Here is a 21,408-nt window from a genome sequence, read left to right on the forward strand (position 1 = left end):
GAAGTTAGAGGCGATGTAGGTCAGATCACGACCTAGATAGGCGGCATCCTGAAGAACATGACGGACACTCCGGCACGACTCCTGAATCTGCTCTCCCTCCTCCAGACACCGCGCGAGTGGCCGGGCAGTGAACTCGCCGAGCGCCTCGAGGTGAGCCCGCGCACCATCCGGCGCGACATCGACCGGCTGCGCGACCTCGGCTATCCGGTCGAGGCGACGAAGGGCGCGGTCGGCGGGTACCGGCTGGTCGCGGGCGCCGCGATGCCGCCGCTGCTGCTCGACGACGAGGAGGCGGTCGCGATCGCGGTCGGCCTGCGCGCGGGGGCCGGCCATGCCATCGAGGGCATCGAGGAGGCCTCGGTACGCGCCCTCGCCAAGCTGGAGCAGGTGCTGCCGTCCCGGCTGCGGCACCGGGTGACCACGCTCCAGGCGGCGACGATCCCGCTCACCCGGGGCGACGGCGCGACGATCGACCCGCAGACTCTGACGGTCATCGCGGGCGCGGCCACCGGGCGCGAACGGCTCCGCTTCGACTACCGCGCGGGCGACGGCACCGAGACGAAGCGGCAGGTCGAGCCGTACCGCCTGGTCTCGACCGGCCGACGGTGGTATCTCGTCGCGTACGACATCGGCCGGGAGGACTGGCGTACGTTCCGGGTCGACCGGGTCTCTGAACCCTTCGCCACGGGGGCGCGCTTCGTGCCGCGGGAGCTTCCGACGGGCAGTGCCGCGGAGTTGCTGGGGCACACCATGTCCCGGCAGCCGGAGCACGACGTCGACGTGACCTTCGAGGCCCCGGCGGCGTTCGTGTCCGCGCGTCTCCCGGACACGCTGGGCGCGCCTCAGGCGACGGGCGAGGGGACATGCCGGCTGCGGGCGAGGTCGACGGACTCGCTGGAATGGGTGGCGCTCCGACTGGCGCTGGTGGACTGCGAGTTCACGGTGCACGGCCCGCGGCCGCTGGTGGAGTACGTGACGGACCTGGGCGCGCGGCTGACCCGGGCAACTCCTGCCCGGTGACCCGCGGGCACAGGACGGACAAGGACCCCGGCACCGGGGGGGGATGGTGCCGGGGTCCGTCTATGGGGGCCTTGCCTGCCGCGGGCGATTTTACGCCGCCGCGTCGAAGCCCGTGTCGCGCGCCATCCGCTTCAGCTCCAGCAGCGCGTGCTTCTCGATCTGCCGGATCCGCTCCCGCGTCAGGCCGTGCTGCTTGCCGACCTCCGTCAGCGTGCGCTCCCGGCCGTCCTCGATGCCGTACCGCATGCGGATGATCGACGCCGTACGGTGGTCGAGCCTGCCGATCAGGTCTTCCAGCTCCTCGCTGCGCAGCAGCGTGAGCACCGACTGCTCGGGCGAGACGGCCGAGGTGTCCTCCAGCAGGTCGCCGAACTGCGTCTCGCCCGCGTCGTCCACCGCCATGTTCAGGCTGACCGGGTCGCGCGCCCAGTCGAGGACGTCGGTCACGCGCTCCGGCGTGGAGCCCAGCTCCTTCGCCACCTCGGCGGCTTCCGGTTCCCGCCCGTTCTCCCGGTTGAACTCGCGCTGGACGCGGCGGATCCGGCCGAGCTCCTCCACCAGGTGGACGGGGAGCCGGATAGTGCGGGACTGGTCGGCTATGGAGCGGGTGATCGCCTGGCGGATCCACCACGTGGCGTACGTCGAGAATTTGAAGCCCTTGGCATAGTCGAACTTCTCGACCGCGCGCACCAGACCGGCATTGCCCTCCTGGATCAGGTCGAGCAGGGGCAGGCCGCTGCGCGGGTAGCGCCGGGCCACGGCCACGACGAGCCGGAGGTTGGAGCGGATGAAGACGTCCTTCGCGCGCTCGCCCTCGGCGACCAGCGCCTCGAGCTCCTCGCGCGTGGCGTCGACAGCATCGCTCTCCACCTCTTCGTCGAGGATCTGCCGGGCATACACACCGGTCTCGATGGTCTTGGACAGCTCGACTTCCTTTTCGGCGTCGAGCAACGGCGTACGGGCGATTTCATCGAGGTACATGCCGACCAGGTCGCGGTCGGCGATCTCCCCGCCCACGGCACTGCTTGCCCGGCCGGTCCCAGTGGATCCGGACTGACGACGGGCGACGGCACGGGTTGCCATGCGAGCTCCCTTGCTGAGTAGGTCGCGACACCCTTTCGGGTGCCCTGCATCCGATGGAAACAACGACTGGAATCCGGACAGAATTCCCACGCGACACATCGATTTTGGCGATCTTGCAGTACCCTGTCCGGCCGGGGGGAGGAGGAGTGCTGAAGGATCACACAGAGGTGCAGGTCAGGGCGGGCACGGAGGCCGATCTCGAGGCCCTCACGGAGCTCTACAACCACTACATACGTGAGACCGCCGTCACCTTCGACACGACCGCCTTCACACCCGAGCAGCGCCGCCCATGGCTGCGCTCCCACCCTGAAGACGGCCCCCACCGTCTTTTGGTTGCTCGGGATGTCCGTTCTGCCCTACTTCTCGGGTACGCGACGAGCAGTCCCTTCCGCCCCAAGCCCGCATACTCCACCTCCGTCGAGGTCAGCGTCTACTGCGCTCCCGACGCCGCGGGCCGCGGCATCGGCACGCTCCTTTACAGGGCGCTCTTCGAGGCACTCGACGGCGAAGATCTGCACCGCGCGTACGCCGGGATCGCCGAGCCGAACGAGGCCTCGGCCCGGCTGCACGCGCGTTTCGGCTTCCGGCACATCGGCACGTACGGCGAAGTGGGCCGGAAGTTCGGCCGGTACTGGGACGTGGCCTGGTACGAGAAGGACCTGGGCAAAGACCCGGGCAGCGGCTAGCCGAACTGCAGGGACCGCTTCGCCAGGCCCATCCAGAAGCCGTCGATCACACTCTTCCCGCCCTTGAGCTCCTCCTGAGACGCCCCCAGGGTGACAAACAGCGGCGCGAAGTGCTCGGTCCGCGGGTGGGCCAGCCGGCCGGCCGGGGCCTTGTTCTCGAAGTCCAGCAGCGCGTCCACGTCCGCCGCCGCGAGCGCCCGCCACCCCCAGTCGTCGAACTCCACCGACCAGCCGGGAGTCCCCTCGTGCCGCAGCGCGGCCAAATTGTGGGTGAAGAAGCCGCTGCCGACGATCAGCACGCCGTCGTCGCGCAGCGGCGCGAGCCTGCACCCGATGTCCATCAGCTTCTGCGGGTCGAGCGTGGGCATCGAGATCTGGAGTACGGGGATGTCGGCGCTCGGGAACATCTCCACCAGCGGAACGTACGCGCCGTGGTCGAGCCCGCGGTCCGGGACATCCTGCACCGGCGACCCGGCGGAGCCCAGCAACTTCCGTACGGAATCGGCGAGTTCGGGTGCGCCGGGCGCGTTGTACCGGACCCGGTAGTAGTGCTCGGGGAAGCCCCAGAAGTCATACACCAGCGGTACCGTCTCGGTCGCGCCGAGCGCGAGCGGAGCGTCCTCCCAGTGGGCCGAGACCATGAGGATCGCCTTCGGGCGCGGCAGGGACGCCGACCAGGCGGCGAGTTCGCCGGGCCAGAAGGGGTCGTCGGCGAGCGGCGGCGCACCGTGCGAGAGATAGAGGGCGGGCATGCGCTCCGCAGCAGGGGTGGCATTCATGACAGCGGCTCCCGGTCCACATCCGGATCGGCTATTTGAACTTTCAATCTAAAACTCTAACCTCATATAGTTCAATCTTCAAGAATGGGTCGTAGAGTGGAATACATGAACACGGCATCCGCTGGCGGGGGCGGCCGCGAACCGCGCTGGCTCACCGAGGACGAACAGCGCGTCTGGCGCGCCTATCTCCATGCCACCACCCTCTTCGAAGACCACCTCGACCGCCAGCTCCAGCGCGACGTCGGCATGCCGCACATCTACTACGGCCTCCTCGTCCAGCTCGCCCAGGCCCCGCGCCGCCGCAAGCGGATGACCGAGCTGGCCATCGACGCGAAGATCACCCGGTCCCGGCTCTCGCACGCGATAGCCCGTCTCGAGAAGAACGGCTGGGTGCGCCGCGAGGACTGCCCTTCCGACAAGCGCGGGCAGAACGCCGTGCTGACGGACGACGGCTTCGAGGTCGTCGAACGGTCCGCGCCCGGCCATGTCGAGGCCGTACGACAGGCGATGTTCGACCGGCTCACGCCCGAGCAGGTCGAACAACTCGGCGAGATCATGCAGATCATGGCCGCCGGGCTCCAGCCGCAGGACTCCGGCGCGGACCTGCCCTGGCTGCGCTGAGCCCGCGCGGCAAGAGGAAGGCCCCTGCCCGGCTTACCCCGGGCAGGGGCCTTCCACTTGACCTCTCAGCCTCCGCCGAGCTCGTGTCAGTGCGCGACGACCGGGACCTTGATCTCGTCCTCGACGCCCTCACCCGACGAGGCGGAGACCGAACCGGCCCCCGGGCGCCCGGTGGTGATAAACGTGATCGCGATCGCCGCGGAGGTCACCAGGATCCCGACCGCCCACCAGATCGCGGACGAGAAGCCGTGCACCATGCCCTGGAGTTGCAGCAGCTGCGGGTTGGTGGCTCCCGCTGCGTGCGAGGTGATGTACGCGGTCGTGGCCGAGGCCGCGATCGTGTTCAGCAGCGCCGTGCCGATCGCGCCGCCGACCTGCTGCGAGGTGTTGACCATCGCGGAGGCGACACCGGCGTCGGCCGGGTTCACGCCGTGCGTGGCCAGCGACATCGCCGGCATGAACGCCGTACCCATGCCAAGGCCCAGCAGCACCTGCGCCGGCAGGATCAGGCCCGCGTACGAGGTGCCGATCTCGAGCTGGGTCAAAATCAGCATGCCGAGCGCCGCCGCCAGGAAGCCGGGGCCCATCAGCAGCCGCGGCGGAACACGGGTCATCAGCCGGGCGCCGATCTGGGTCGAGCCCGTGATCATGCCCACGATCATCGGCAGGAACGCGAAGCCCGTCTTGACCGGGGAGTACCCCTTCACGACCTGGAGGTAGAACGTCAGGAAGAGGAAAAGCCCGAACATCGCGATGATGGCGAGGCCCAGCGAGAGGTAGACACCACCGCGGTTGCGGTCGGTCAGGACGCGCAGCGGCAGCAGCGGGGACTTGACCTTCGCCTCGGTGACGACGAATCCGGCGAGCAGCACCGCGGAGGCGACGAACATGCCCACGGTCAGGCTGTCGGACCAGCCGGCGGACTCGGCACGGGTGAAGCCGTACACCAGCGCCACCAAGCCCAGGGTGGACAGGACGACGCCGGGGATGTCGAGCGAGGAGCGGTTGCGCGCGCCCTCCGGCTCCCGGATCACGAGGTAGGCGCCAACGGCGGCGACGATCGCGAAGGGGATGTTGACGAAGAAGGTCCAGCGCCAGTTCAGGTACTCGGTGAGGAAGCCGCCGAGGATCAGGCCGACAGCGCCACCGCCACCGGCGATCGCACCGTAGATACCGAAGGCCTTGGCGCGCTCCTTGGCGTCGGTGAACATCACGGCGAGCAGCGAGAGCGCGGCGGGCGCGAGCAGCGCTCCGAAGGCGCCCTGCAGGGCGCGGGCCCCGAGCAACATCGCCTCGCCGGTGGCCGCGCCGCCGAGCGCGGATGCCGCGGCGAAGCCGAGCAGTCCGACGACGAAGGTGCGCTTACGGCCCCACAGGTCGGCGATGCGGCCGCCGAAGAGCAGCAGTCCGCCGAAGGCCAGGGCGTAGGCGGTGATGACCCACTGGCGGTTGGCGTCGGAAATACCCAGGTCCTGCTGGGCGGTGGGCAGCGCGATGTTCACGATCGTCGCGTCGAGCACCACCATCAGCTGAGCCACGGCTATGAACACCAGCGCTTTCCAGCGACTGGGGTCGGGAACGGAAGTTTTTGGCATGGGATTAGCCACCTAAGGGTGCGCAGAGGTCAAAACGGACGTGGTCAAAGGTGTTGGAGAGAGGACCTGCGGCGCCGGTTCAACTCATCGGCGCGGCCAGGCTGCTTCACCGCTTCACGGGGTGCACCCGCGCAGGCCCTCCAAAGTCGCGGCCGTGCCCGGTAGTTCGGAGCGCGCGGGCGCTTCGAGTCCGTCCAGGAAAAGCTGCAGATGGCGGTGGGTGAACCGGTCGATGTTCAGACACGCCGTGCCCGGCAGCGGCCGGGTGAGCTGGGAGAGAGCGACGAGCAGATCCCCGACGGCGACGTCGGCGCGGAGCCTGCCCGCTTCATGTGCGCGCGTGAAGAGGCCGTCGACTGCCGCTTCGAGGCGTGCCCGTTCGTGGGTCAGATCGGGATAGTGCCTGTCGAAGGACCCGGTGAGCAGCGGGCACAGCGCCCCGATCCGTTCCTCGGCGGCCGCGTGGGTGAAGCGCCGCAGCGCCTCGAACGGGTCCGCCTCCTCTGCCGCCGCCTCGTGCGCCCGCTGCGTCGTGCGGGCCAGGACGAAGAGGACGACCTCGTGGATGAGGGTGCCGCGGTCCGGGAAGTGCCGGTAGAGCGTGGCATTGCCGACACCCGCTCGGCGGGCGATGTCATCGAGCGGGACCTCGGGCCCGGACTCGACGAACATCTCGCGCGCCGCCGTCACGATCCGCTCCCTGTTCCGCAGGGCGTCCGCCCGCGGCCGGGGGGAGCGGCGAGCTTCGGTGTCGGCGGCGGGGCTCACGGCTCCACTTCCTCTCGTGCCTGGTATCGCTACGTGCATCGCAAGCGATCGCCGCCCAAGCGGGGACCTCTTCCCCGTTTCGCAGCGACATAGTCCAAACGGGGAAACGATCCCCGGTTATTTCCCGTACGCGATGTGACCTACGTCACGGATGCCTCGCGTGGAATACCCACGATCGGACCACCCGGCGGGCGCCCCGCCACCACCCGTCACAGGCTGATCGCAATGAGTGCAGCCAGGGCCCGGCCTGCTGCCGCGGACCCGAAGGCGATTGCATGCAGCCAACGCGCCACCGGATACGCACCACCGGCAGCTCCCGCCGCATCGGCGCACTCGCCGCCCTCGCAGCTCTCGCGCTCGCCGCCCTCACAACGGCGAGCGCCACTCTCCCCGCCCCGACCCGGGCGTCGGGCGGGCCGGTGGCAGCCGCCGACAAGGCCGCGCTCGGCCCCTGCCGAATAGCCTCCACGCTGGGGGTCCAGATGTCGGAGGGTGTGCCGACCCCACCCGGCTACTCCCGCTCCACCGGCGTGGTCCGCGCGCTCAACCTGATGATCGACTTCCCGGACGCGCAGGGTCCGGGGCGGGCGGTGGACCGGCTCGCGGAGTTCTTCCCGCAGACCGCCGACTGGTTCCGGACCAGTTCGTACGGACGCCTCAGCTACCGCGCGCACAGCCCAATCACCGACTGGCTGCGGATGCCGTTGCCGTTCGCCGCGTACGGGATAGAGCGCGGCTCCCCCTATGAACCGGGCTACCGCCGGCTCGCCCAGGACATAGTGCGGGCGGCCGACCCACGGGTGGACTTCGGCGCGTATGACCTGGTCAACATACTGGTCACGCCCAATGCCGGGCCGTCGGCGCTGGAGAACGTGCTCTCCGTGACCTTCTCCGGCAATGACGAGGCCCCGATCGCGGACGGCGTGCCGCTCGCCAACACATCCTTCGTCTACAGCCGCCAGGACGACGGTTCGGGATCGTACGCCGAGACGGGCTATCGCGTACTGCCCCACGAGAACGGCCATGTCTTCGGCCTGCCCGACCTCTACACCTCCGAGGGCGCGGGCGCGGTCGGCCACTGGGACATCATGTCCGAGGACTGGGGGGCCAACAACGATCTGCTGGGCTGGCACAAATGGAAGCTGGGCTGGCTGGACGCCGGCCAGATCGGCTGCGCGTCCCAGCCCGGCGCCTCGGACTACGCGCTGACGCCGCTGGCGGTCGCGGGCGGCGCGAAAATGGCGATCGTGCCGCTCACCGAGAACGCGGGGTACGCGGTGGAGGTGCGCACCCGTGCGGGCAACGACGAGGCCGTGTGCGAGCCGGGCGTGCTGATCTACCGCGTGCAGTCCGACGTGGACACCGGGCAGGGTCCGGTGTCGGTCTCGGACAGCAAGCGGAACAGCGGGGGCTGCACCCGGCGTCCCAATGTGCACGCGGAGCTGTCCGACGCGCTGTACCAGCCGGGGCAGTCCTTCGTCGACCGGCAGAACGGCATCCGTATCGCGGTGATCCGGGAGGAGCCGGGCGGCACCTACCGAGTGCGCGTCATGCGTTCCTGAAGAGCCGCTCCTGCGACACCTGTTCCTGTACGGGGCCGCGGAGCTCGCGCTTGAGGATCTTCCCGGTCGGATTCCGGGGCACGGGCTCGTCCCGTACGAGGACATGAGCGGGGACCTTGAAGGCGGCGAGGGTCTTGCCGACGTGCGCCCGCAGCTCGTCGACGGTGACCGTGGCCCCGGCGCGCAGCTGCACCACGGCCGCCACCTCCTCCCCCAGCACCGGATGCGGGACGCCCAGCACGGCGGCGTCTGCGACATCCGGGTGATCGTGCAGGACCGCCTCCACCTCGACGCAGTACACGTTCTCGCCGCCGCGGACGACCATGTCCTTGATCCGGTCGACGATGCTGACCCGCCCGTCCCCCACGGTCGCGAGGTCGCCGGTCCTGAACCAGCCGTCGTGGAACGCGGCGGCGGTCGCGTCCGGGTTGTTCCAGTACCCCCGCGCGAGTGCCTGCCCGCGCAGCCACAACTCACCGACCTGCCCTTCGGGCAGGTCATGCCCGTCCGGCCCGGCGATCCGCACCTCGGTGGTGGGAGTCGGCCGCCCCACGCTCTCCGGGTTCTCCCGGTACCCGGCGCCGAAATTGGCGAGCACGCCACCGCTGGTCTCGGTCAGCCCGTAGCCGTTGCGCGGCTCGATCCGCTGCCCGTAGCGGGCCGTCAGCCGGGCGACGAGATCGGGTGGGGCCGCGGCCCCACCGGTGTTGAGATGCGTGAGCGTCTGGAGCTCCGCCCCGGCCCTCTCGGCCGCGTCGAGCAGCTGGAGCGCGGTGGTCGGCACCCCGGAGTAGTGCGTGACGCGGTGCCGCTCGATCAGCGCGAGGGCCTCATCGGCATCCCACTTCCGCATCAGTACGAGCGCCCCGCCGGCCGCCATCGTCGAGTACAGCGTGGTGAACGCGGCCACATGGAAGAACGGGAACGTCATCAGCGCCACCGGCGCGGGCCCCTGCCCCGGCAGCACGCCGCGCGCGAGGGCGGCAGCGGCGGCGTAGAACCGCGGATTGAGCGCGGCCCCGACCTGCGCGAGCTGAGTTGCGACGGCGCCCTTGGGCCGCCCGGTGGTCCCGGACGTATAGATGATGGTGGCGTCGTCCTCGGGCCGCACCTCGACTCCGGGCGGCGCGGCGAGCGGATCGGGGGCCTCGAAGTCTTCGTACCGCTCCACCCCCGCGCCCGGCGTGCCCTCCCCGTGAAAGACGACGACCGGTACGCCGGCCCGCCTGCGCCAGGCGTCGACCCGCGGCAGCCGCTCCCCGTCGACGAGCAGCACCCGCGGCGAACAGTCGTCGAGGGCGTACCCGAACTCGTCCTCGGTCCACCAGGCATTGAGCGGAACGGCCACCAGTCCCGCCAGCTGCGCGGCCCAGAAGGCGATCTGCCACTCGGGGTGATTCCGCATCGCGACAACGGCCCGGTCGCCCGGCCGCAGCCCGTACACCTCGACGAACCGCCGGGCGAGCGCGGAGGCGGCGGCGAAGAACTCTCGGTAGCTGTAAGTCCCGGTGGCGGCGACGAGGAACGGCTGGTCCCCGAACGACCAGGTGGCCTCGACGAACTCCCGCAGGGTCCGCGGCCCTTCGGCGTAGAGCAGCCCGCCGTCCTCGCCCCGTACGACGGCGAAGGGCGCCCCGGGCGCAGCCAGTGCGGCTTCGGCGCGGGCGGACGGATCGGGGTGCGGCACGGTCGACCCTCTCCAAGCACTTGCTCAGTACGGAGCGACGCTATGCCCGCGCCCCACCCTCGTCAACATCCGTGTACGCCCCATCGAGGCCGCCGGCCACGAGCATGCCGCCGGACTCCAGGCCGATGCGCACACCGAACCTTCGGCTGACCCGGTCGAGGGTCGCCCGCAGCCACTCGCGGTCTTCGCCCGACGCGTGCCGCAGCCGCATCCGCCGGCTCTGCACGGCTGCCATCCGCACGTCGGCCGCCTTGCCGGTGTCCGGCTCCACCGAGACGAAATACAGCAGCCGCAGGTCGTCCCGGTACTGCTCGTAGCCGGTGATGCCTTCGTAGTCGTCGATGAAGTCGCCACAGCCGTAGAGGATGAGCTTTCCGCGGTACAGCTCCAGCGGGCGGGGATGGTGCGAGGAGTGCCCGTGCACGACATCGACTCCACCGTCGATCAGCGCATGCGCGAAACGGACCTGGCTTCGCGGGATGCCGTATCCCCAGTTGGATCCCCAGTGGACGGAGGCGACCGACACGTCACCCGGTCGTTTCACCTGCCGTACGCGGCGGGCGACCGAGGCCGCCGCGGCGTCCGACGGCTCCGCCACGAAGTCGACCCCGGCCCGGTCCTTGCCCGCCGCCCAGCTCCGCGGAATGCCGCTGGACGCCATCCCGAGGGAAAGGACGAGGACCCGCGCGCCGCCCTGAACGGTGATCACGGCGGGCCGCCGCGCCTCGTCCACATCCCGCCCCGCACCGACCGCCCGCAGGCCCGCGCCGGCCAGGGAGTCGAGCGTCTCCTCCAGCCCCCGGCGACCGAAGTCCAGCACGTGGTTGTTGGCCAGCACACAAGCGTCGGGCCGGCCCGCGACCAGGCAGGGAAGGTTGGCCGGATGCATCCGGTAGTGCACCTCCTTGCCCGCCGCGAAGTCGTTGCCGCGCGTGACGCTGGTCTCCAGATTCACCACCCGGGCATCGGGCGCGGCCTCGTCGAGGATCCCCGGCGCATCCCCCCAGGGCCAGGAGGGATCGACCGGAAGCGGGATGGGTCCGTTCACCGCCTCCGCCAACTCCACATAGGACCGGGCGTCCGCGGTGTACCGCTCCCACAGGGCGGGGTCGCCGGGGTGGGGGAGGATCTGATCGACGCCACGGCCGAGCATGACGTCACCGCAGAGGAACAGGGTCACCACGTCCCCTCGCATGCTTCCACGCTAAGCCGCGCGGTAGGCGACCGGAAACCGCCCGGATCCACGACCGCCGACTTACGGCCTGACCTGCGAAACGGAATGCTTGCCAGACTGGAGCCCGCATCCGCTAGGCTGGTCGCCGGATCTGAATCAACCAGATCTCCCCGCCTTCGCGCCTTCGTAGCTCAGGGGATAGAGCACCGCTCTCCTAAAGCGGGTGTCGCAGGTTCGAATCCTGCCGGGGGCACAGAGAAACACCAGGTCAGGGGCCCTTCCGTCCGACGGACGGGAGGGCCCCTGTGCTTGCAGCACACATATGGCACACATGCCGTGCGCGCGGATGGTGGGGAGCTGTGCAGGATGCCCGTCAAGGATGAGCTGGCCCGGCGCCAGTACGAGAAGCGAGCCGTCGCTGAGGCGGGACTCCACCCTCAGTCGCTCGGCCTCGGCGTCGATCTTGCGGGCCAGGGTCTTCATCTTCGGCTTGCCGTCTGGGCCGTACCAGCGCACGCGGTAGCGCCCGGGTGGCGTACGGCCTGCCCGCTTGGCCTCGGCCACTGCCCGTACGCAGCGTGCCCTATGCGGTCCTCAATCCAAACGCGCGCCAATTAGCACCCCCTCCGGTCAGCAGCGGTCGCCAACGCGAGTGGTAGGAGCAGGGTGGTGGGAGGAACACCGAGTGCGGTGGCGATAGTGACGAGGTCGTCGATGTCGCAGCGGCGGCGGGCGCGTTCGGTGCGGCTGAGGGCGGTGTTGGTCATGGTGCGCCCTGGCTGGCGCAAGCAAGGCATCTCCGAACGACTCCACGAGGTGCTTCTGAAGGAACGCACGGAGGACCTCGCCGTGCTCGGGACTCGGTGAACCGTTCACTCGCCGCCCTCCGGCCGCTGTGCCACCCGCTCGGCATCAGTGGTGGCGCGGCCGGTGGCAGCGAGGAGGGCGAGCAGCGCGAGCACGGCCAGCAGGATGACGACCAGCAGCAGGATGGTCAGGGCCGTCGGGTGGTTCCAGAGCGCGAAGACGAGGGCCACGATCAGCAGGGCGGCCAGGGCGATCCACCGGCGGTGGGTCTGGGTCCAGGTTCCCACCCGGCCGGTGCGGACCTGGTGGGCGTACGCCCACTGTGCCGCGGAGCCCGCGGCGCGCTCGGACGTGCCCCGGATGGCGCGCGGCAGCCGTCCGGGGCCGATCAGGTAGGCGCCGAGCGCGATGACCACACCGAGCACGATCGCCGTGCGCAGGCTGACCCTCAGGAAGTGCAGCAGGGTGTCGAACACGGCTGCCGCGGCGGCCTCCGACTGAACCTGGGGCGGGAGGTTGTCCAGGTAGCAGCGGGCGATGACCAGGACGATGGCCACGACCAGGCAGGCGAACGCCGCGCCCAGAGCCGTACGGGCCAGGGCGCGGCGGCGCCGGTGAGCCAGCAGCACGCCGGCCGCGCCGATCACCACGACGAGCACGGGAAGCCAGTTCCCGATCACGTCCAGCAGATGGGCGCCCTTGCGGATCTTCTCCAACTGGTCGGACTGGAAGAGCACCATCTGCTTGTCGACCTCGGGGATCTTGGAGGCCGGGGACAGCCCGGCGTCCACGAGCGTCTGTTTGACCTGATCGACGGCTTCGCCGACGTCGAGGGTGACCGTGCCGCCGCCCACGCCCACGGCGCCACGGCCCTCGCCGGTGAGCGCGTGCACGACCGCCGCGTGGGCGTTGCGGTTGGCGTTCGTCCAGATCCGCTCGAAGCGATCGCTCTGTACGAAGCGGGTGGCCACCTTCTCGACCGTGTCGTTGACCGCGGAGTCGAGCTGCGGGCCCAGTCCCTTCACGGCCTGCGCGGCGCGAGGCGGCAGCCCCTGCGACTGCAGCCACGCGGCGATGTCCGCGGCGGCCTGGCTGCCGTCCACCCGTACATCGGCGGCATGGGTGATGCGCTTGACCGCCGCGTCCTCGATCGCCGGATCCGAGGCCAGCGGCGAGACTGTTTCCACGTACCGGTCGGTGTCCAGCGCGATGTCGTGCACCCACACCGTGAGCAGGGCGACCGGCACCAGGATGCAGGTGAGCACGATGAGCACCGCCGAGGCGGTGTTCCGCGTGATCCGCACGGCCGCCGAGCCGTGCTTGGGCCCACTCCCCGCCGCGTCACCCGCGCCCGCCTCTGGAACGGCAGCAGGCTCGGGCGGCTCGTGCGAGCTGGTCATGGGTGCTCCAGGGCTCCTGGGACGCGGTCAACCGCCCGGAGTGGTAGCGCCGGCCCGCAGGCGACATGACGGCTCGGCAGCGATGGAATCCCCGTCGCGTTGGCGTGTCGATCGATTCGGGCGGGGGATCACCGCTGTGCATCGTGCCGCGCCGGCGGTGGTGAACATGCGGCGCACACCGCCGGGTGGTGCAATGGGCATGGTGGCGGAAGTGCCCTTGCGTGGAACTGCACCGCAGCGAGTCCGGCCTCGTCGCAGCCGTTCCGGGTCGCGGCCGCGGCAGACCGAACCGCTGCCAAGATGCTTCCCGTGGGGTGGCGAACGAGGCGGACGCCCGAATCGCGGGCCCCGGACAGGCCCGGATACCGGGCTGGTACGCACTCGACCCGCTTTGCTCGGACAACGGTTGGGATCGCCACTGGACGCGGTGCCACGCACAGGCCTGCCGGCCGTGCCCCCGACCGGCAGGAGGCTCCATGCACAGGGACTCCGGGGCGCGCGGTCGCCTCGTACAGCGTTGGTCCGCACGGCTTGCCCTCGTGGCCGGGCTCGCTGCGGTAGTGATCCTGCTCGTGTTCGCCGGAGTCAAGAGCATCGCGCTCCTGGGCGCCGGGCTGGCCGGGTTGGCCATATCGGCAGCGAGCCTGTGGTGGGCACTGACCCGGCGCGGAATCGGCAGACTGCTCGCCTTCACCCTGGCCGCCGTCGCCCCGCTTGCGGTGTTGGCGCTCTACGCATGGGCGGAGCTGCTGTGGGTCGTACTCGTTTTCCTTGCCTTGTGGGCCCTCGGGGTTTCCCTCGGCGGAGCGGCACTCAGCAGGGACATCGAGCAAGCCGGCCCCACGGAGTTGCGGACTGCTCCTCCCAAGCGCCCCTTCCTCATCATGAATCCACGATCAGGCGGTGGAAAGGTGCAGAAGTTCCACCTCGAGGAAAAGGCCGAGGCGCTCGACGCCGACGTCCTCCTGCTGGACACAGCTCATCCGCAGGATGTGGTCGCACTCGCGAACAAGGCAGTCGAAGACGGCGCCGACCTCCTCGGCGTAGCAGGCGGTGACGGCACACAAGCCCTGGTCGCCGGAGTCGCCGCCAGGCACGGCATTCCCTTCATGGTGATCTCGGCCGGAACCCGCAACCACTTCGCCCTCGACCTCGGCCTGGACCGGGACGACCCGTCGACCTGCCTGGATGCGCTCAGCGACGGCGTCGAACTCCGCGTCGACATCGGTTTCATCGGTGAGCGAGCCTTTGTCAACAACGCGTCCTTCGGCACCTACGCAGCCGTGGTGCAAAGTCCCGCCTACCGCAACGACAAGGTCCGCACCATCCTCCAGACGCTTCCCGACCTGCTGACCCACCGACGCGGTCCCCGGCTGGCCGTCCGCGCCGCGGGCATGGTCATCGACGGACCCCAGGCCGTGCTCGTCAGTAACAACCCATACCGGATGGGCGACCTCGCCGGCCTCGGACACCGTGAGGTCCTGGATTCAGGTGCCCTCGGTGTCCTGGGCGTCAACGTCGACAACGCCACGCAGGCTGCCGAGTTGCTCGCAGGGAAGCACGCGCCCGGCCTCACCACCCTGACCGCCCAGGAGGTCGTCATCGATGCGGACGAGCCCGGGATCGAAGCCGGGGTCGACGGTGAGGCACTCACCCTGCCAACGCCCGTACGCTGCACGATCCAACCCCGGGCCCTGCGCGTACGGGTACCACGCCACCGCCCCGGCGTGCCCCGGACGAAGGCCCCCATGAACTGGCGGCGGCTACGGAAGCTGGCTCGCTGAGCTGAGAAGAGGCGGAACGGGTTTCTGGGCGAGCTGCGGGATGCCGAGGTGTTCCGAGGCCGGTGGCGCCCTCGGGCAGCGAAGCGGCGCTCAGGCCACTGCTCGCTCCAGTGCATCAGCTGGCCGAAGGTTCCGGCGGTGCGACGACGAAGCGACGCTGGCCGATGTTGTGGCCGCGGCGTCGATCGCTACAGCGGTGTGAGAGGACGGGACGGCCGGGCGGGACGACCGAAGGACGCATGTGATTGACGTCAGCGAGATCGGCGGAGGGCGAACACCACGCCACCGCCGTCGCCCCGGCCGCAAAGAAGGTCTTCGACAAACGGCTGCCCAACAGCGAACCCAAACTCCGCGAAGCCCTCGGGAAACTGCAGGCCAAGCACACAGCTGTGCTCGTCGTGTTCGACCAGCCTGCCTCCAGCGGCGCCCTACAGCTGGTGACTTTTCACACCTCTACCCGCCACACGTAGCGCGCCGCCGGGCGCAGCCAGCTGGGAGAGGAGGCAGGCCGCGCCGCGGAGGCGGCGCGCGTCCGCACCGCACGCGGGCCTTGATCGAGGTAGGAAAACCTGTGCCAGACCCGTCTGCGAACCCACCGGCCGCCCGGCTTACTACGAGGTCGGTTGCGCGCCGAACTGGGAGTGGTGTCAGCCCGAGGTCCTCGGCACGGCTCAGGGCTTTTTCGTAGCGGACCGCTTCGCGCCTTTGCTCCTGTTGGTGCTCGTACTGCTGCGCCCTGCCTTTGCGGGCACGCTCTTCCGCGTTGTGGCCTCCTTTGTGCCCGCGACCGTCCGCGATGGCGCTGTCCGGGTCGGCGCGGTCGGCCACTTGAACTCGATCTCCAGCTCGATCTCCCCATTACCGATCTCGACCTCCATCTCGCTGCGAAGGTCGTCGGGGATCCGCAGGCTCAGCGTTCCGGGGCTGAGTTCCAGTTCGGCATCCCCACCCTCCCTCAGCGCGGCTGCGATTGCCGTGAGCTGGTCAGCCGCCTCAAGACGTGACAGCGAGCGCTTCTGCTCAAACTTGAGGTCCTTCATGGGTGTCTCCGATCCGGATACGGCCTGGGTGTCGGGCCGCCCCTTGAGGCCATCCCCTGCTTCATCGCTCCGACGGACTGGGAGCGGTACACAGTGCCCAGATCACGAAGGCGTTGAGCGCGATCAGGACGATGGCCCAGAACGGCGCGTAGGGAATCCAGAGGAAGTTCGCGAGCATGGCCAGGCCGGCCAGCCCCACGCCGACGACCCTGGCCCAGGTGGCGCCCTGGAACAGGGCGGCACCGGCGAGAGTGATGACCACGCCCATGATCAGGTGGATCCAGCCCCATCCGGTGAGATCGAACTCGTACACATAGCTGCGGGTGGTGACGAACATGTCGTCCTCAGCGATGGCGGCGATGCCCGCGAAGATCATCATCAGGCCACCGAAGATCATCAGGACGGCGGCGAAGACCAGCCAGCCGCTCCCGATACCGGTCTTCTCTGAGCTCCTCACCCCCGCACCCGAGCGGGCCCCACTCACATGGCTGGCCATCGCCGGCTCCTTCGTGCCGTACGGCCCCGCACAACCGCACGTTCACGTTCGGCCGGTCGGGCTACTTCCAATCTCGTCTTCTCGGGTTCACTGCGCACCTCGGGGTGCCCGACGGGCGGTTCTCGATGAGCAGTTCACTGGCCATCTGTGCAGGTCAGGGGATGTCGTCGCGCTTACGGGTAATTAACCGATCATGGCAGCTGCGCTTTCAGCACCTGTGGACGACATCCCCTTACGGGCTATCTGCAAGTCGGCACCGACGAACTGCGGCGCCAGGAAACAGCACAGCAAGCCGCGCCGCTGGCGCCGGAACGGGCAGGACCTGCCGACTCGGCCCACGGGCACCGTCAACCCGGATGACTGGGGCCTCCGTCAGGCCGGACCCGGACCCTCACCGGGCTTCACGCCCACCGCCATGGCGCGGCGAACCATGAGCGCGCCATGCGCGAGGCCCGGATGGGTTCTACGGTTGAGGGAAAGCCTCACATCCGCGGAACTCGGTTCCTTCCGCCTTATATCTCCCTCGGGCTCGAAACTCATCAGGAGGGCATGCCACATGTCCACTGCATCTGACACCCCTGTCCTGGACACCCTCGCCGCCATGACGGTCGACTCGATCGAGCGATGCGGGCTGCCCCCGGACATGCTCCTGCTCACGCGCATCGCGGCACTCGCCGCATCGGACGCCCCGCCCATCTCCTACGTGGCCCACATCGACCCCGCCCTCAAGACCGGCCTGACCGCCGAACAGCTGCAGGACGTCCTGGTCGCCATCGCGCCCATCGTGGGCACCGCCCGCGTCATGACGGCAGCGGGCAACATCGCCACGGCACTCGGCATCGCCATCGCCGTCGCCGATACCGAGATCGAGGCCCAGGGCTGAGAGCAGCCGCCCACCCGGCATCGATGATCCGCGCGGCCGACATCGGGCAGAAGGCCACGGAGCTGCCCTTCTGTCCGACGTGCCCTGTGCCGGGCGTCCCGACGGCCGCAGCACCAGGCAGGAGGGGCTTCGATGACCCAGAACGCGACCACGGCCATGCGCGCGGCAACCCACACCACACCCGAGGAACGCGCGGCCCTCGGCAAGGAAGCGCGGCGCCGCTCGCCGCGGTCCGGCCACGCCGCGTACAAACCGTCTCCTGACCGGCCGGACCCGCTGACGATCCTGGAGGCGCAGTCCGCGGCACGGGTACCCGAACTCGTCCCGATCCGCTACGGCCGGATGCTGGAGTCCCCGTTCCGCTTCTACCGGGGCGCCGCCGCAATCATGGCGTCCGACCTGGCCGACAGCCCGACCTCGGGACTCACGGCCCAGCTGTGCGGGGACGCGCACCTGCTGAACTTCCGTCTGCTCGCCTCGCCGGAGCGACAGTTGATGTTCGACATCAACGACTTCGACGAGACACTGCCGGGCCCCTGGGAGTGGGACGTCAAGCGGCTGTCGGCGAGTCTCGTCATCGCGGGCCGGGCGAACGGCTTCGACGACGCCGAGCGCGCCCGCATCGTGAGCTCCACGGTCCGTTCATACCGCAAGACGATGATCCGCTTCGCGGAGACAGGCAACCTTGACATCTGGTACGCGAAGATCGACGCGGACCTCCTTGAGTCCCTGGCCGCAGGCCGGCTCCACGGAACGAAGCGCGGTCGGAAGAACCTGGCCCGCGCGATGGCGAAGGCCCGCACCCGCGACAGCCTGCAGGCTTTCGACAAGCTCACCGAGACGGTCGACGGCCGGCCCAGGATCGCGGCGGACCCCCCGCTGCTCATCCCGGCCGGCGACCTGCTGCCGGACATCGAGCGCAGCGCGCTGGAACGCCAGTTCCGCAGTCTGATCGAGCGATACGGCCGCACTCTCGCTTCCGACCGGCGCACGCTCCTGGAGGACTACCGACTGGCGGACGTCGCCCGCAAGGTGGTCGGCGTCGGCAGCGTCGGCACCCGATGCTGGATCTTCCTCCTGCTCGGCCGGGACGACCAGGACCCGCTCTTCCTCCAGGCCAAGGAGGCCGACACCTCCGTGCTCGCCGAACACGTCGGCTCCAGCCAGTACCGCAACCAGGGCGAACGGGTGGTCTCGGGCCAGCGGTTGATGCAGGCCACGAGCGACATCTTCCTCGGCTGGGAACGGGTGGACGGGATCGACGGCAAGCAACGCGACTTCTACGTCCGCCAGCTGCGCGACTGGAAGGGCATCGCCATGCCGGAGAGGATGCGGCCGAAAGACATGCAGGCGTTCGGCGAACTGTGCGGGGTCACGCTGGCTCGTGCGCACGCGCGGTCCGGCGACCGCATCGCGATCGCCGCATATCTGGGCGGCGGCGACTCGTTCGACCGAGCACTCGCCACATTCGCCGAGGCATACGCCGACCAGAACGAGCGTGACCACCAGGCCCTGGTCGACGCCGTACGCGCAGGCCGGCTACCCGCGGAGGAACTGCCGACGGCCTGACCCTGGAGAGGTGCGTGCGCGGGGAGGGCCGGGACCGCGCCGGCGGAACCGAGCGTGGTCGAGCAGCGTTGTCACACACTCTTGGTGGGGCGCTCGGCATGCCGGGCATCGTCCTGTCGAACGGGGAGCACATCTGCCGCAGCGTATGAGGCTGCCCCTCTCGCCCCTCTCGCACCATGACGACTCCCGCCCAAAGTGACTCCGCTGACCTCAGTCCGCCAACCGGTTGACCTCCGGAGCGGGTCGCGGATCGCCCTCCGGGGCGGCTGGGACGATGCGCGCATGGCACCCAGAGCAGGCACCGCCAAGAGTTCGGCAACGGCGCGAATCGTCCTGCTGGCACTCGCGGCCGGTCAGTTCCTGATGGCGCTCGACAGTTCGGTCATGAACGTCTCGATCGCGACGGTGGCCGAAGACGTGGGCACGACGGTGACGGGTGTGCAAGGCGCCATCACGGCCTACACCCTCGTGATGGCGATGTTCATGATCCCCGGCGGCAAAGTAGGGGCGCTGATCGGCCGCAAACGCGCGTTCATGATCGGCTGCGTCATCTACGGCTGCGGCTCCCTCACCACGGCGCTCGCGCCGAACCTGCCCGTGCTGCTGCTCGGCTGGTCGTTCCTCGAGGGGATCGGTGCGGCACTCATCCTCCCCGCGATCGTGGCGCTCGTGGCGAGCAACTTCGCCGCTGAACGCCGTCCCGCCGCCTACGGTCTCGTCGCGGCCGCAGGGGCCGTGGCGATCGCGGTCGGGCCGCTCATCGGAGGTGTCGCGACGACGTACTTCTCCTGGCGGTGGGTCTTCGCCGGTGAGGTTGTGATGGTGCTCGGCATCCTGGTGCTCGCCGGCCGCATCGCCGACGCGCCGATCGGCGAACGCCCTCGCATCGATCTCGTCGGTGCCGTGCTGTCCGCGCTCGGGCTCGGGATCTTCGTCTACGGCGTACTCCGCTCGGACGAATGGGGTTGGTTCCTGCCGAAGCCCGACGCGCCCTCGTGGCTCGGGGTTTCGCTGGTCGTGTGGCTGATGCTGGCTGGTCTGCTTCTGGTCTGGCTCTTCCTCCGCTGGGAGGCCCGCATGGTGGAGCGGCGCAGGGAGCCACTCGTCGACCCGGGCATGCTGCACAACAAGCAGCTCACCGGCGGACTGACGATGTTCTTCTTCCAGTACCTCGTTCAGATGGGCGTGTTCTTCGTCGTACCGCTCTATCTGTCCGTCGCCCTGGGCCTGTCCGCGCTCAAGACCGGCGCCCGCATCCTGCCGCTCTCAGTGACGCTGCTGGCGGCCGCCATCCTGATCCCCCGCTTCTTCCCGGACGTCTCGCCGCGGCGGGTGGTGCGGCTCGGGACCCTCGCGTTGCTCGCGGGCGCGGTGGTCCTGATGGCCGCGCTCGACGCGGACGCCGGCGCGGAAATCGTCACCATCCCCCTCCTGTTGATCGGGCTCGGCATGGGCGCGCTGGCGTCCCAGCTCGGGTCGGTCACCGTGTCCGCAGTGCCTGAAGCACAGAGCGCGGAAGTCGGCGGCGTCCAGAACGCCGTCACCAACCTCGGCGCCTCGATCGGTACGGCACTCGCCGGGTCGATCATGATCGCCGCGCTGACGACTTCCTTCCTCACCAGCGTGGACCAGAATCCGGCGATCCCGGCCGAGGTCAAGAGCCAGGCAACTGTCGAACTCCAAAGCGGCGTACCGTTCTTGTCGGACGCCCAGCTCAAGTCCGCCCTCGACGAAGCGGGCACGAGCACGGAGGTGACGCAAGCGGCACTCGACGCGAACGCCGACGCCAGGATCGACGGTCTGCGCGCCGCACTCGCCATCCTCGCCTTCACCGCTCTCCTCGCGATGTTCTTCACCTCACGGATCCCGAAGACCCAGCCCCGTTCGACGGAGCCATAGCCGCGGGATGGCTGGAACCAAGCCGTCTTTGCTTCACCGCTCCGACGGACTGGGAGCGGCGCACAGCGCCCAGATCACGAAGCCGTTGATCGCGCTCAGGACGATGGCCCAGGACGGCGCGTAAGGGATCCAAAGGAAGTTCGCGAGCATGGCCAGGCCGGCCAGCCCCACGCCGACGACCTTGGCCAGGTGGCGCCCTGGAACAGGGCGACACCGGCGAGAGTGATGACTACGCCCACGATCAGATGGATCCAGCCCCATCAACCAGGTGGTCCATCTCGACATCCTGGACGAGGTCGAGCCCTTGCTCTGCTCACCCCCATCACCACCGCCACCGGCCCGCAGGACCTGGCGGGGCTGACCTCAGGACGCCCGGCCCGCATTGCCGCTCGTCAACAGATCCTGGAAGTCCTGCTGTCGAGCAGCCTCCGGCCAGAACGGATTCAGCACACATCAGGACGGGAAACCCCGCGAACACACGAGAACTGCGGAGGGGTATACCCCCAGTTCAGCCTCCCTGCGGCCGACGTTTATGCAGGTCACGACCTTGATCAG

At 69.5% G+C, this 21,408-nt stretch carries 18 protein-coding genes, 1 tRNA gene and 2 pseudogenes; 10 read left to right on the plus strand and 11 right to left on the minus strand.

Annotated features, from left to right (window positions below; translation table 11 throughout):
• The first annotated feature begins 57 nt into the window (after positions 1-57).
• Positions 58-1,020, plus strand: coding sequence for a helix-turn-helix transcriptional regulator (locus ACWDO5_RS01410; RefSeq protein ID WP_450527394.1), 963 nt, complete (start codon positions 58-60; stop codon positions 1,018-1,020).
• A gap of 90 nt (positions 1,021-1,110) precedes the next feature.
• On the opposite strand, the gene ACWDO5_RS01415 is transcribed toward ACWDO5_RS01410, so the two are convergent.
• The gene (locus tag ACWDO5_RS01415; protein WP_450527396.1) at positions 1,111-2,103 is read right to left on the minus strand and encodes a sigma-70 family RNA polymerase sigma factor; all 993 of its coding nucleotides are present in this window, start codon (positions 2,101-2,103) and stop codon (positions 1,111-1,113) included.
• Between the two features lie 146 nt (positions 2,104-2,249).
• Between ACWDO5_RS01415 and ACWDO5_RS01420 the strand changes: the two genes are divergently transcribed.
• The gene (locus ACWDO5_RS01420; RefSeq protein WP_450527398.1) at positions 2,250-2,789 is read left to right on the plus strand and encodes an N-acetyltransferase family protein; all 540 of its coding nucleotides are present in this window, start codon (positions 2,250-2,252) and stop codon (positions 2,787-2,789) included.
• On the opposite strand, the gene ACWDO5_RS01425 is transcribed toward ACWDO5_RS01420, so the two are convergent.
• Positions 2,786-3,568 (minus strand): dioxygenase family protein, encoded by a 783-nt coding sequence (locus ACWDO5_RS01425; protein ID WP_450527400.1) that lies wholly within the window; start codon positions 3,566-3,568, stop codon positions 2,786-2,788. The two genes, ACWDO5_RS01420 and ACWDO5_RS01425, sit on opposite strands and share 4 nt — an antisense overlap.
• A gap of 96 nt (positions 3,569-3,664) precedes the next feature.
• Here ACWDO5_RS01425 and ACWDO5_RS01430 point away from each other — a divergent pair, with 96 nt between their 5' ends.
• Positions 3,665-4,189 (plus strand): MarR family winged helix-turn-helix transcriptional regulator, encoded by a 525-nt coding sequence (locus tag ACWDO5_RS01430; RefSeq protein ID WP_450527402.1) that lies wholly within the window; start codon positions 3,665-3,667, stop codon positions 4,187-4,189.
• Positions 4,190-4,275: 86 nt separating this feature from the next.
• Here the strand turns inward: ACWDO5_RS01430 and ACWDO5_RS01435 are convergent, their stop codons facing one another.
• The gene (locus ACWDO5_RS01435; protein WP_450527404.1) at positions 4,276-5,784 is read right to left on the minus strand and encodes an MFS transporter; all 1,509 of its coding nucleotides are present in this window, start codon (positions 5,782-5,784) and stop codon (positions 4,276-4,278) included.
• A 114-nt stretch (positions 5,785-5,898) separates the two neighbouring features.
• Positions 5,899-6,591, minus strand: a complete 693-nt coding sequence (locus tag ACWDO5_RS01440; RefSeq protein ID WP_450527405.1) for a TetR/AcrR family transcriptional regulator — start codon at positions 6,589-6,591, stop codon at positions 5,899-5,901.
• A 236-nt stretch (positions 6,592-6,827) separates the two neighbouring features.
• Here ACWDO5_RS01440 and ACWDO5_RS01445 point away from each other — a divergent pair, with 236 nt between their 5' ends.
• Entirely contained in the window at positions 6,828-8,114 is a 1,287-nt protein-coding gene (locus ACWDO5_RS01445) for a M6 family metalloprotease domain-containing protein (protein ID WP_450527406.1), read from the plus strand.
• On the opposite strand, the gene ACWDO5_RS01450 is transcribed toward ACWDO5_RS01445, so the two are convergent.
• Together ACWDO5_RS01450 and ACWDO5_RS01455 are read right to left on the minus strand one after the other, a co-directional pair.
• On the minus strand, positions 8,101-9,801 hold the full coding sequence (locus tag ACWDO5_RS01450) for a class I adenylate-forming enzyme family protein (protein WP_450527408.1): 1,701 nt from the start codon (positions 9,799-9,801) through the stop codon (positions 8,101-8,103). The genes ACWDO5_RS01445 and ACWDO5_RS01450 overlap by 14 nt on opposite strands.
• Before the next feature lie 40 nt (positions 9,802-9,841).
• On the minus strand, positions 9,842-10,996 hold the full coding sequence (locus ACWDO5_RS01455; protein WP_450527409.1) for a CapA family protein: 1,155 nt from the start codon (positions 10,994-10,996) through the stop codon (positions 9,842-9,844).
• A gap of 159 nt (positions 10,997-11,155) precedes the next feature.
• Here ACWDO5_RS01455 and ACWDO5_RS01460 point away from each other — a divergent pair.
• Positions 11,156-11,228, plus strand: a tRNA-Arg gene (locus ACWDO5_RS01460).
• 361 nt (positions 11,229-11,589) lie between these two features.
• Here ACWDO5_RS01460 and ACWDO5_RS01465 read toward each other — a convergent pair.
• Both ACWDO5_RS01465 and ACWDO5_RS01470 read right to left on the minus strand, forming a co-directional pair.
• The gene (locus tag ACWDO5_RS01465) at positions 11,590-11,742 is read right to left on the minus strand and encodes a helix-turn-helix domain-containing protein (RefSeq protein WP_450527410.1); all 153 of its coding nucleotides are present in this window, start codon (positions 11,740-11,742) and stop codon (positions 11,590-11,592) included.
• A 105-nt stretch (positions 11,743-11,847) separates the two neighbouring features.
• The gene (locus ACWDO5_RS01470; RefSeq protein WP_450527411.1) at positions 11,848-13,182 is read right to left on the minus strand and encodes a hypothetical protein; all 1,335 of its coding nucleotides are present in this window, start codon (positions 13,180-13,182) and stop codon (positions 11,848-11,850) included.
• 476 nt (positions 13,183-13,658) lie between these two features.
• Here ACWDO5_RS01470 and ACWDO5_RS01475 point away from each other — a divergent pair, with 476 nt between their 5' ends.
• Positions 13,659-14,966 (plus strand): diacylglycerol/lipid kinase family protein, encoded by a 1,308-nt coding sequence (locus tag ACWDO5_RS01475; protein ID WP_450527413.1) that lies wholly within the window; start codon positions 13,659-13,661, stop codon positions 14,964-14,966.
• A gap of 245 nt (positions 14,967-15,211) precedes the next feature.
• Positions 15,212-15,403, plus strand: a pseudogene (locus ACWDO5_RS01480) (IS110 family transposase); the annotation flags it as partial.
• A 234-nt stretch (positions 15,404-15,637) separates the two neighbouring features.
• Here the strand turns inward: ACWDO5_RS01480 and ACWDO5_RS01485 are convergent.
• Entirely contained in the window at positions 15,638-16,006 is a 369-nt protein-coding gene (locus tag ACWDO5_RS01485) for an amphi-Trp domain-containing protein (RefSeq protein WP_450527415.1), read from the minus strand.
• Positions 16,007-16,067: 61 nt separating this feature from the next.
• Entirely contained in the window at positions 16,068-16,502 is a 435-nt protein-coding gene (locus ACWDO5_RS01490; protein WP_450527416.1) for a DUF7144 family membrane protein, read from the minus strand.
• Positions 16,503-17,058: 556 nt separating this feature from the next.
• Here ACWDO5_RS01490 and ACWDO5_RS01495 point away from each other — a divergent pair.
• The 3 genes from ACWDO5_RS01495 to ACWDO5_RS01505 all read left to right on the plus strand — a co-directional run bounded on the left by ACWDO5_RS01495 (position 17,059) and on the right by ACWDO5_RS01505 (position 20,853).
• Entirely contained in the window at positions 17,059-17,385 is a 327-nt protein-coding gene (locus ACWDO5_RS01495) for a carboxymuconolactone decarboxylase family protein (RefSeq protein WP_450527418.1), read from the plus strand.
• Between the two features lie 132 nt (positions 17,386-17,517).
• Positions 17,518-18,954 (plus strand): DUF2252 domain-containing protein, encoded by a 1,437-nt coding sequence (locus ACWDO5_RS01500; protein ID WP_450527420.1) that lies wholly within the window; start codon positions 17,518-17,520, stop codon positions 18,952-18,954.
• 282 nt (positions 18,955-19,236) lie between these two features.
• The gene (locus ACWDO5_RS01505; protein ID WP_450527421.1) at positions 19,237-20,853 is read left to right on the plus strand and encodes an MFS transporter; all 1,617 of its coding nucleotides are present in this window, start codon (positions 19,237-19,239) and stop codon (positions 20,851-20,853) included.
• A gap of 33 nt (positions 20,854-20,886) precedes the next feature.
• Here the strand turns inward: ACWDO5_RS01505 and ACWDO5_RS01510 are convergent.
• Positions 20,887-21,113 (minus strand): annotated as a pseudogene (locus tag ACWDO5_RS01510) (DUF7144 family membrane protein); the annotation flags it as partial.
• Positions 21,114-21,408: the final 295 nt, after the last annotated feature.

It is taken from the genome of Streptomyces sp. NPDC000880, assembly GCF_053599675.1.

Coding starts and splice junctions, on each gene's coding strand:
- ACWDO5_RS01410 (WP_450527394.1), top strand. CDS start 58: ATGACGGACACTCCGGCACGACTCCTGAATCTGCTCTCCCTCCTCCAG.
- ACWDO5_RS01415 (WP_450527396.1), bottom strand. CDS start 2,103: ATGGCAACCCGTGCCGTCGCCCGTCGTCAGTCCGGATCCACTGGGACC.
- ACWDO5_RS01425 (WP_450527400.1), bottom strand. CDS start 3,568: ATGAATGCCACCCCTGCTGCGGAGCGCATGCCCGCCCTCTATCTCTCG.
- ACWDO5_RS01435 (WP_450527404.1), bottom strand. CDS start 5,784: ATGCCAAAAACTTCCGTTCCCGACCCCAGTCGCTGGAAAGCGCTGGTG.
- ACWDO5_RS01440 (WP_450527405.1), bottom strand. CDS start 6,591: ATGCACGTAGCGATACCAGGCACGAGAGGAAGTGGAGCCGTGAGCCCC.
- ACWDO5_RS01445 (WP_450527406.1), top strand. CDS start 6,828: ATGCAGCCAACGCGCCACCGGATACGCACCACCGGCAGCTCCCGCCGC.
- ACWDO5_RS01455 (WP_450527409.1), bottom strand. CDS start 10,996: ATGCGAGGGGACGTGGTGACCCTGTTCCTCTGCGGTGACGTCATGCTC.
- ACWDO5_RS01465 (WP_450527410.1), bottom strand. CDS start 11,742: ATGACCAACACCGCCCTCAGCCGCACCGAACGCGCCCGCCGCCGCTGC.
- ACWDO5_RS01470 (WP_450527411.1), bottom strand. CDS start 13,182: ATGACCAGCTCGCACGAGCCGCCCGAGCCTGCTGCCGTTCCAGAGGCG.
- ACWDO5_RS01475 (WP_450527413.1), top strand. CDS start 13,659: ATGCACAGGGACTCCGGGGCGCGCGGTCGCCTCGTACAGCGTTGGTCC.
- ACWDO5_RS01485 (WP_450527415.1), bottom strand. CDS start 16,006: ATGAAGGACCTCAAGTTTGAGCAGAAGCGCTCGCTGTCACGTCTTGAG.
- ACWDO5_RS01490 (WP_450527416.1), bottom strand. CDS start 16,502: ATGGCCAGCCATGTGAGTGGGGCCCGCTCGGGTGCGGGGGTGAGGAGC.
- ACWDO5_RS01495 (WP_450527418.1), top strand. CDS start 17,059: ATGTCCACTGCATCTGACACCCCTGTCCTGGACACCCTCGCCGCCATG.
- ACWDO5_RS01500 (WP_450527420.1), top strand. CDS start 17,518: ATGACCCAGAACGCGACCACGGCCATGCGCGCGGCAACCCACACCACA.
- ACWDO5_RS01505 (WP_450527421.1), top strand. CDS start 19,237: ATGGCACCCAGAGCAGGCACCGCCAAGAGTTCGGCAACGGCGCGAATC.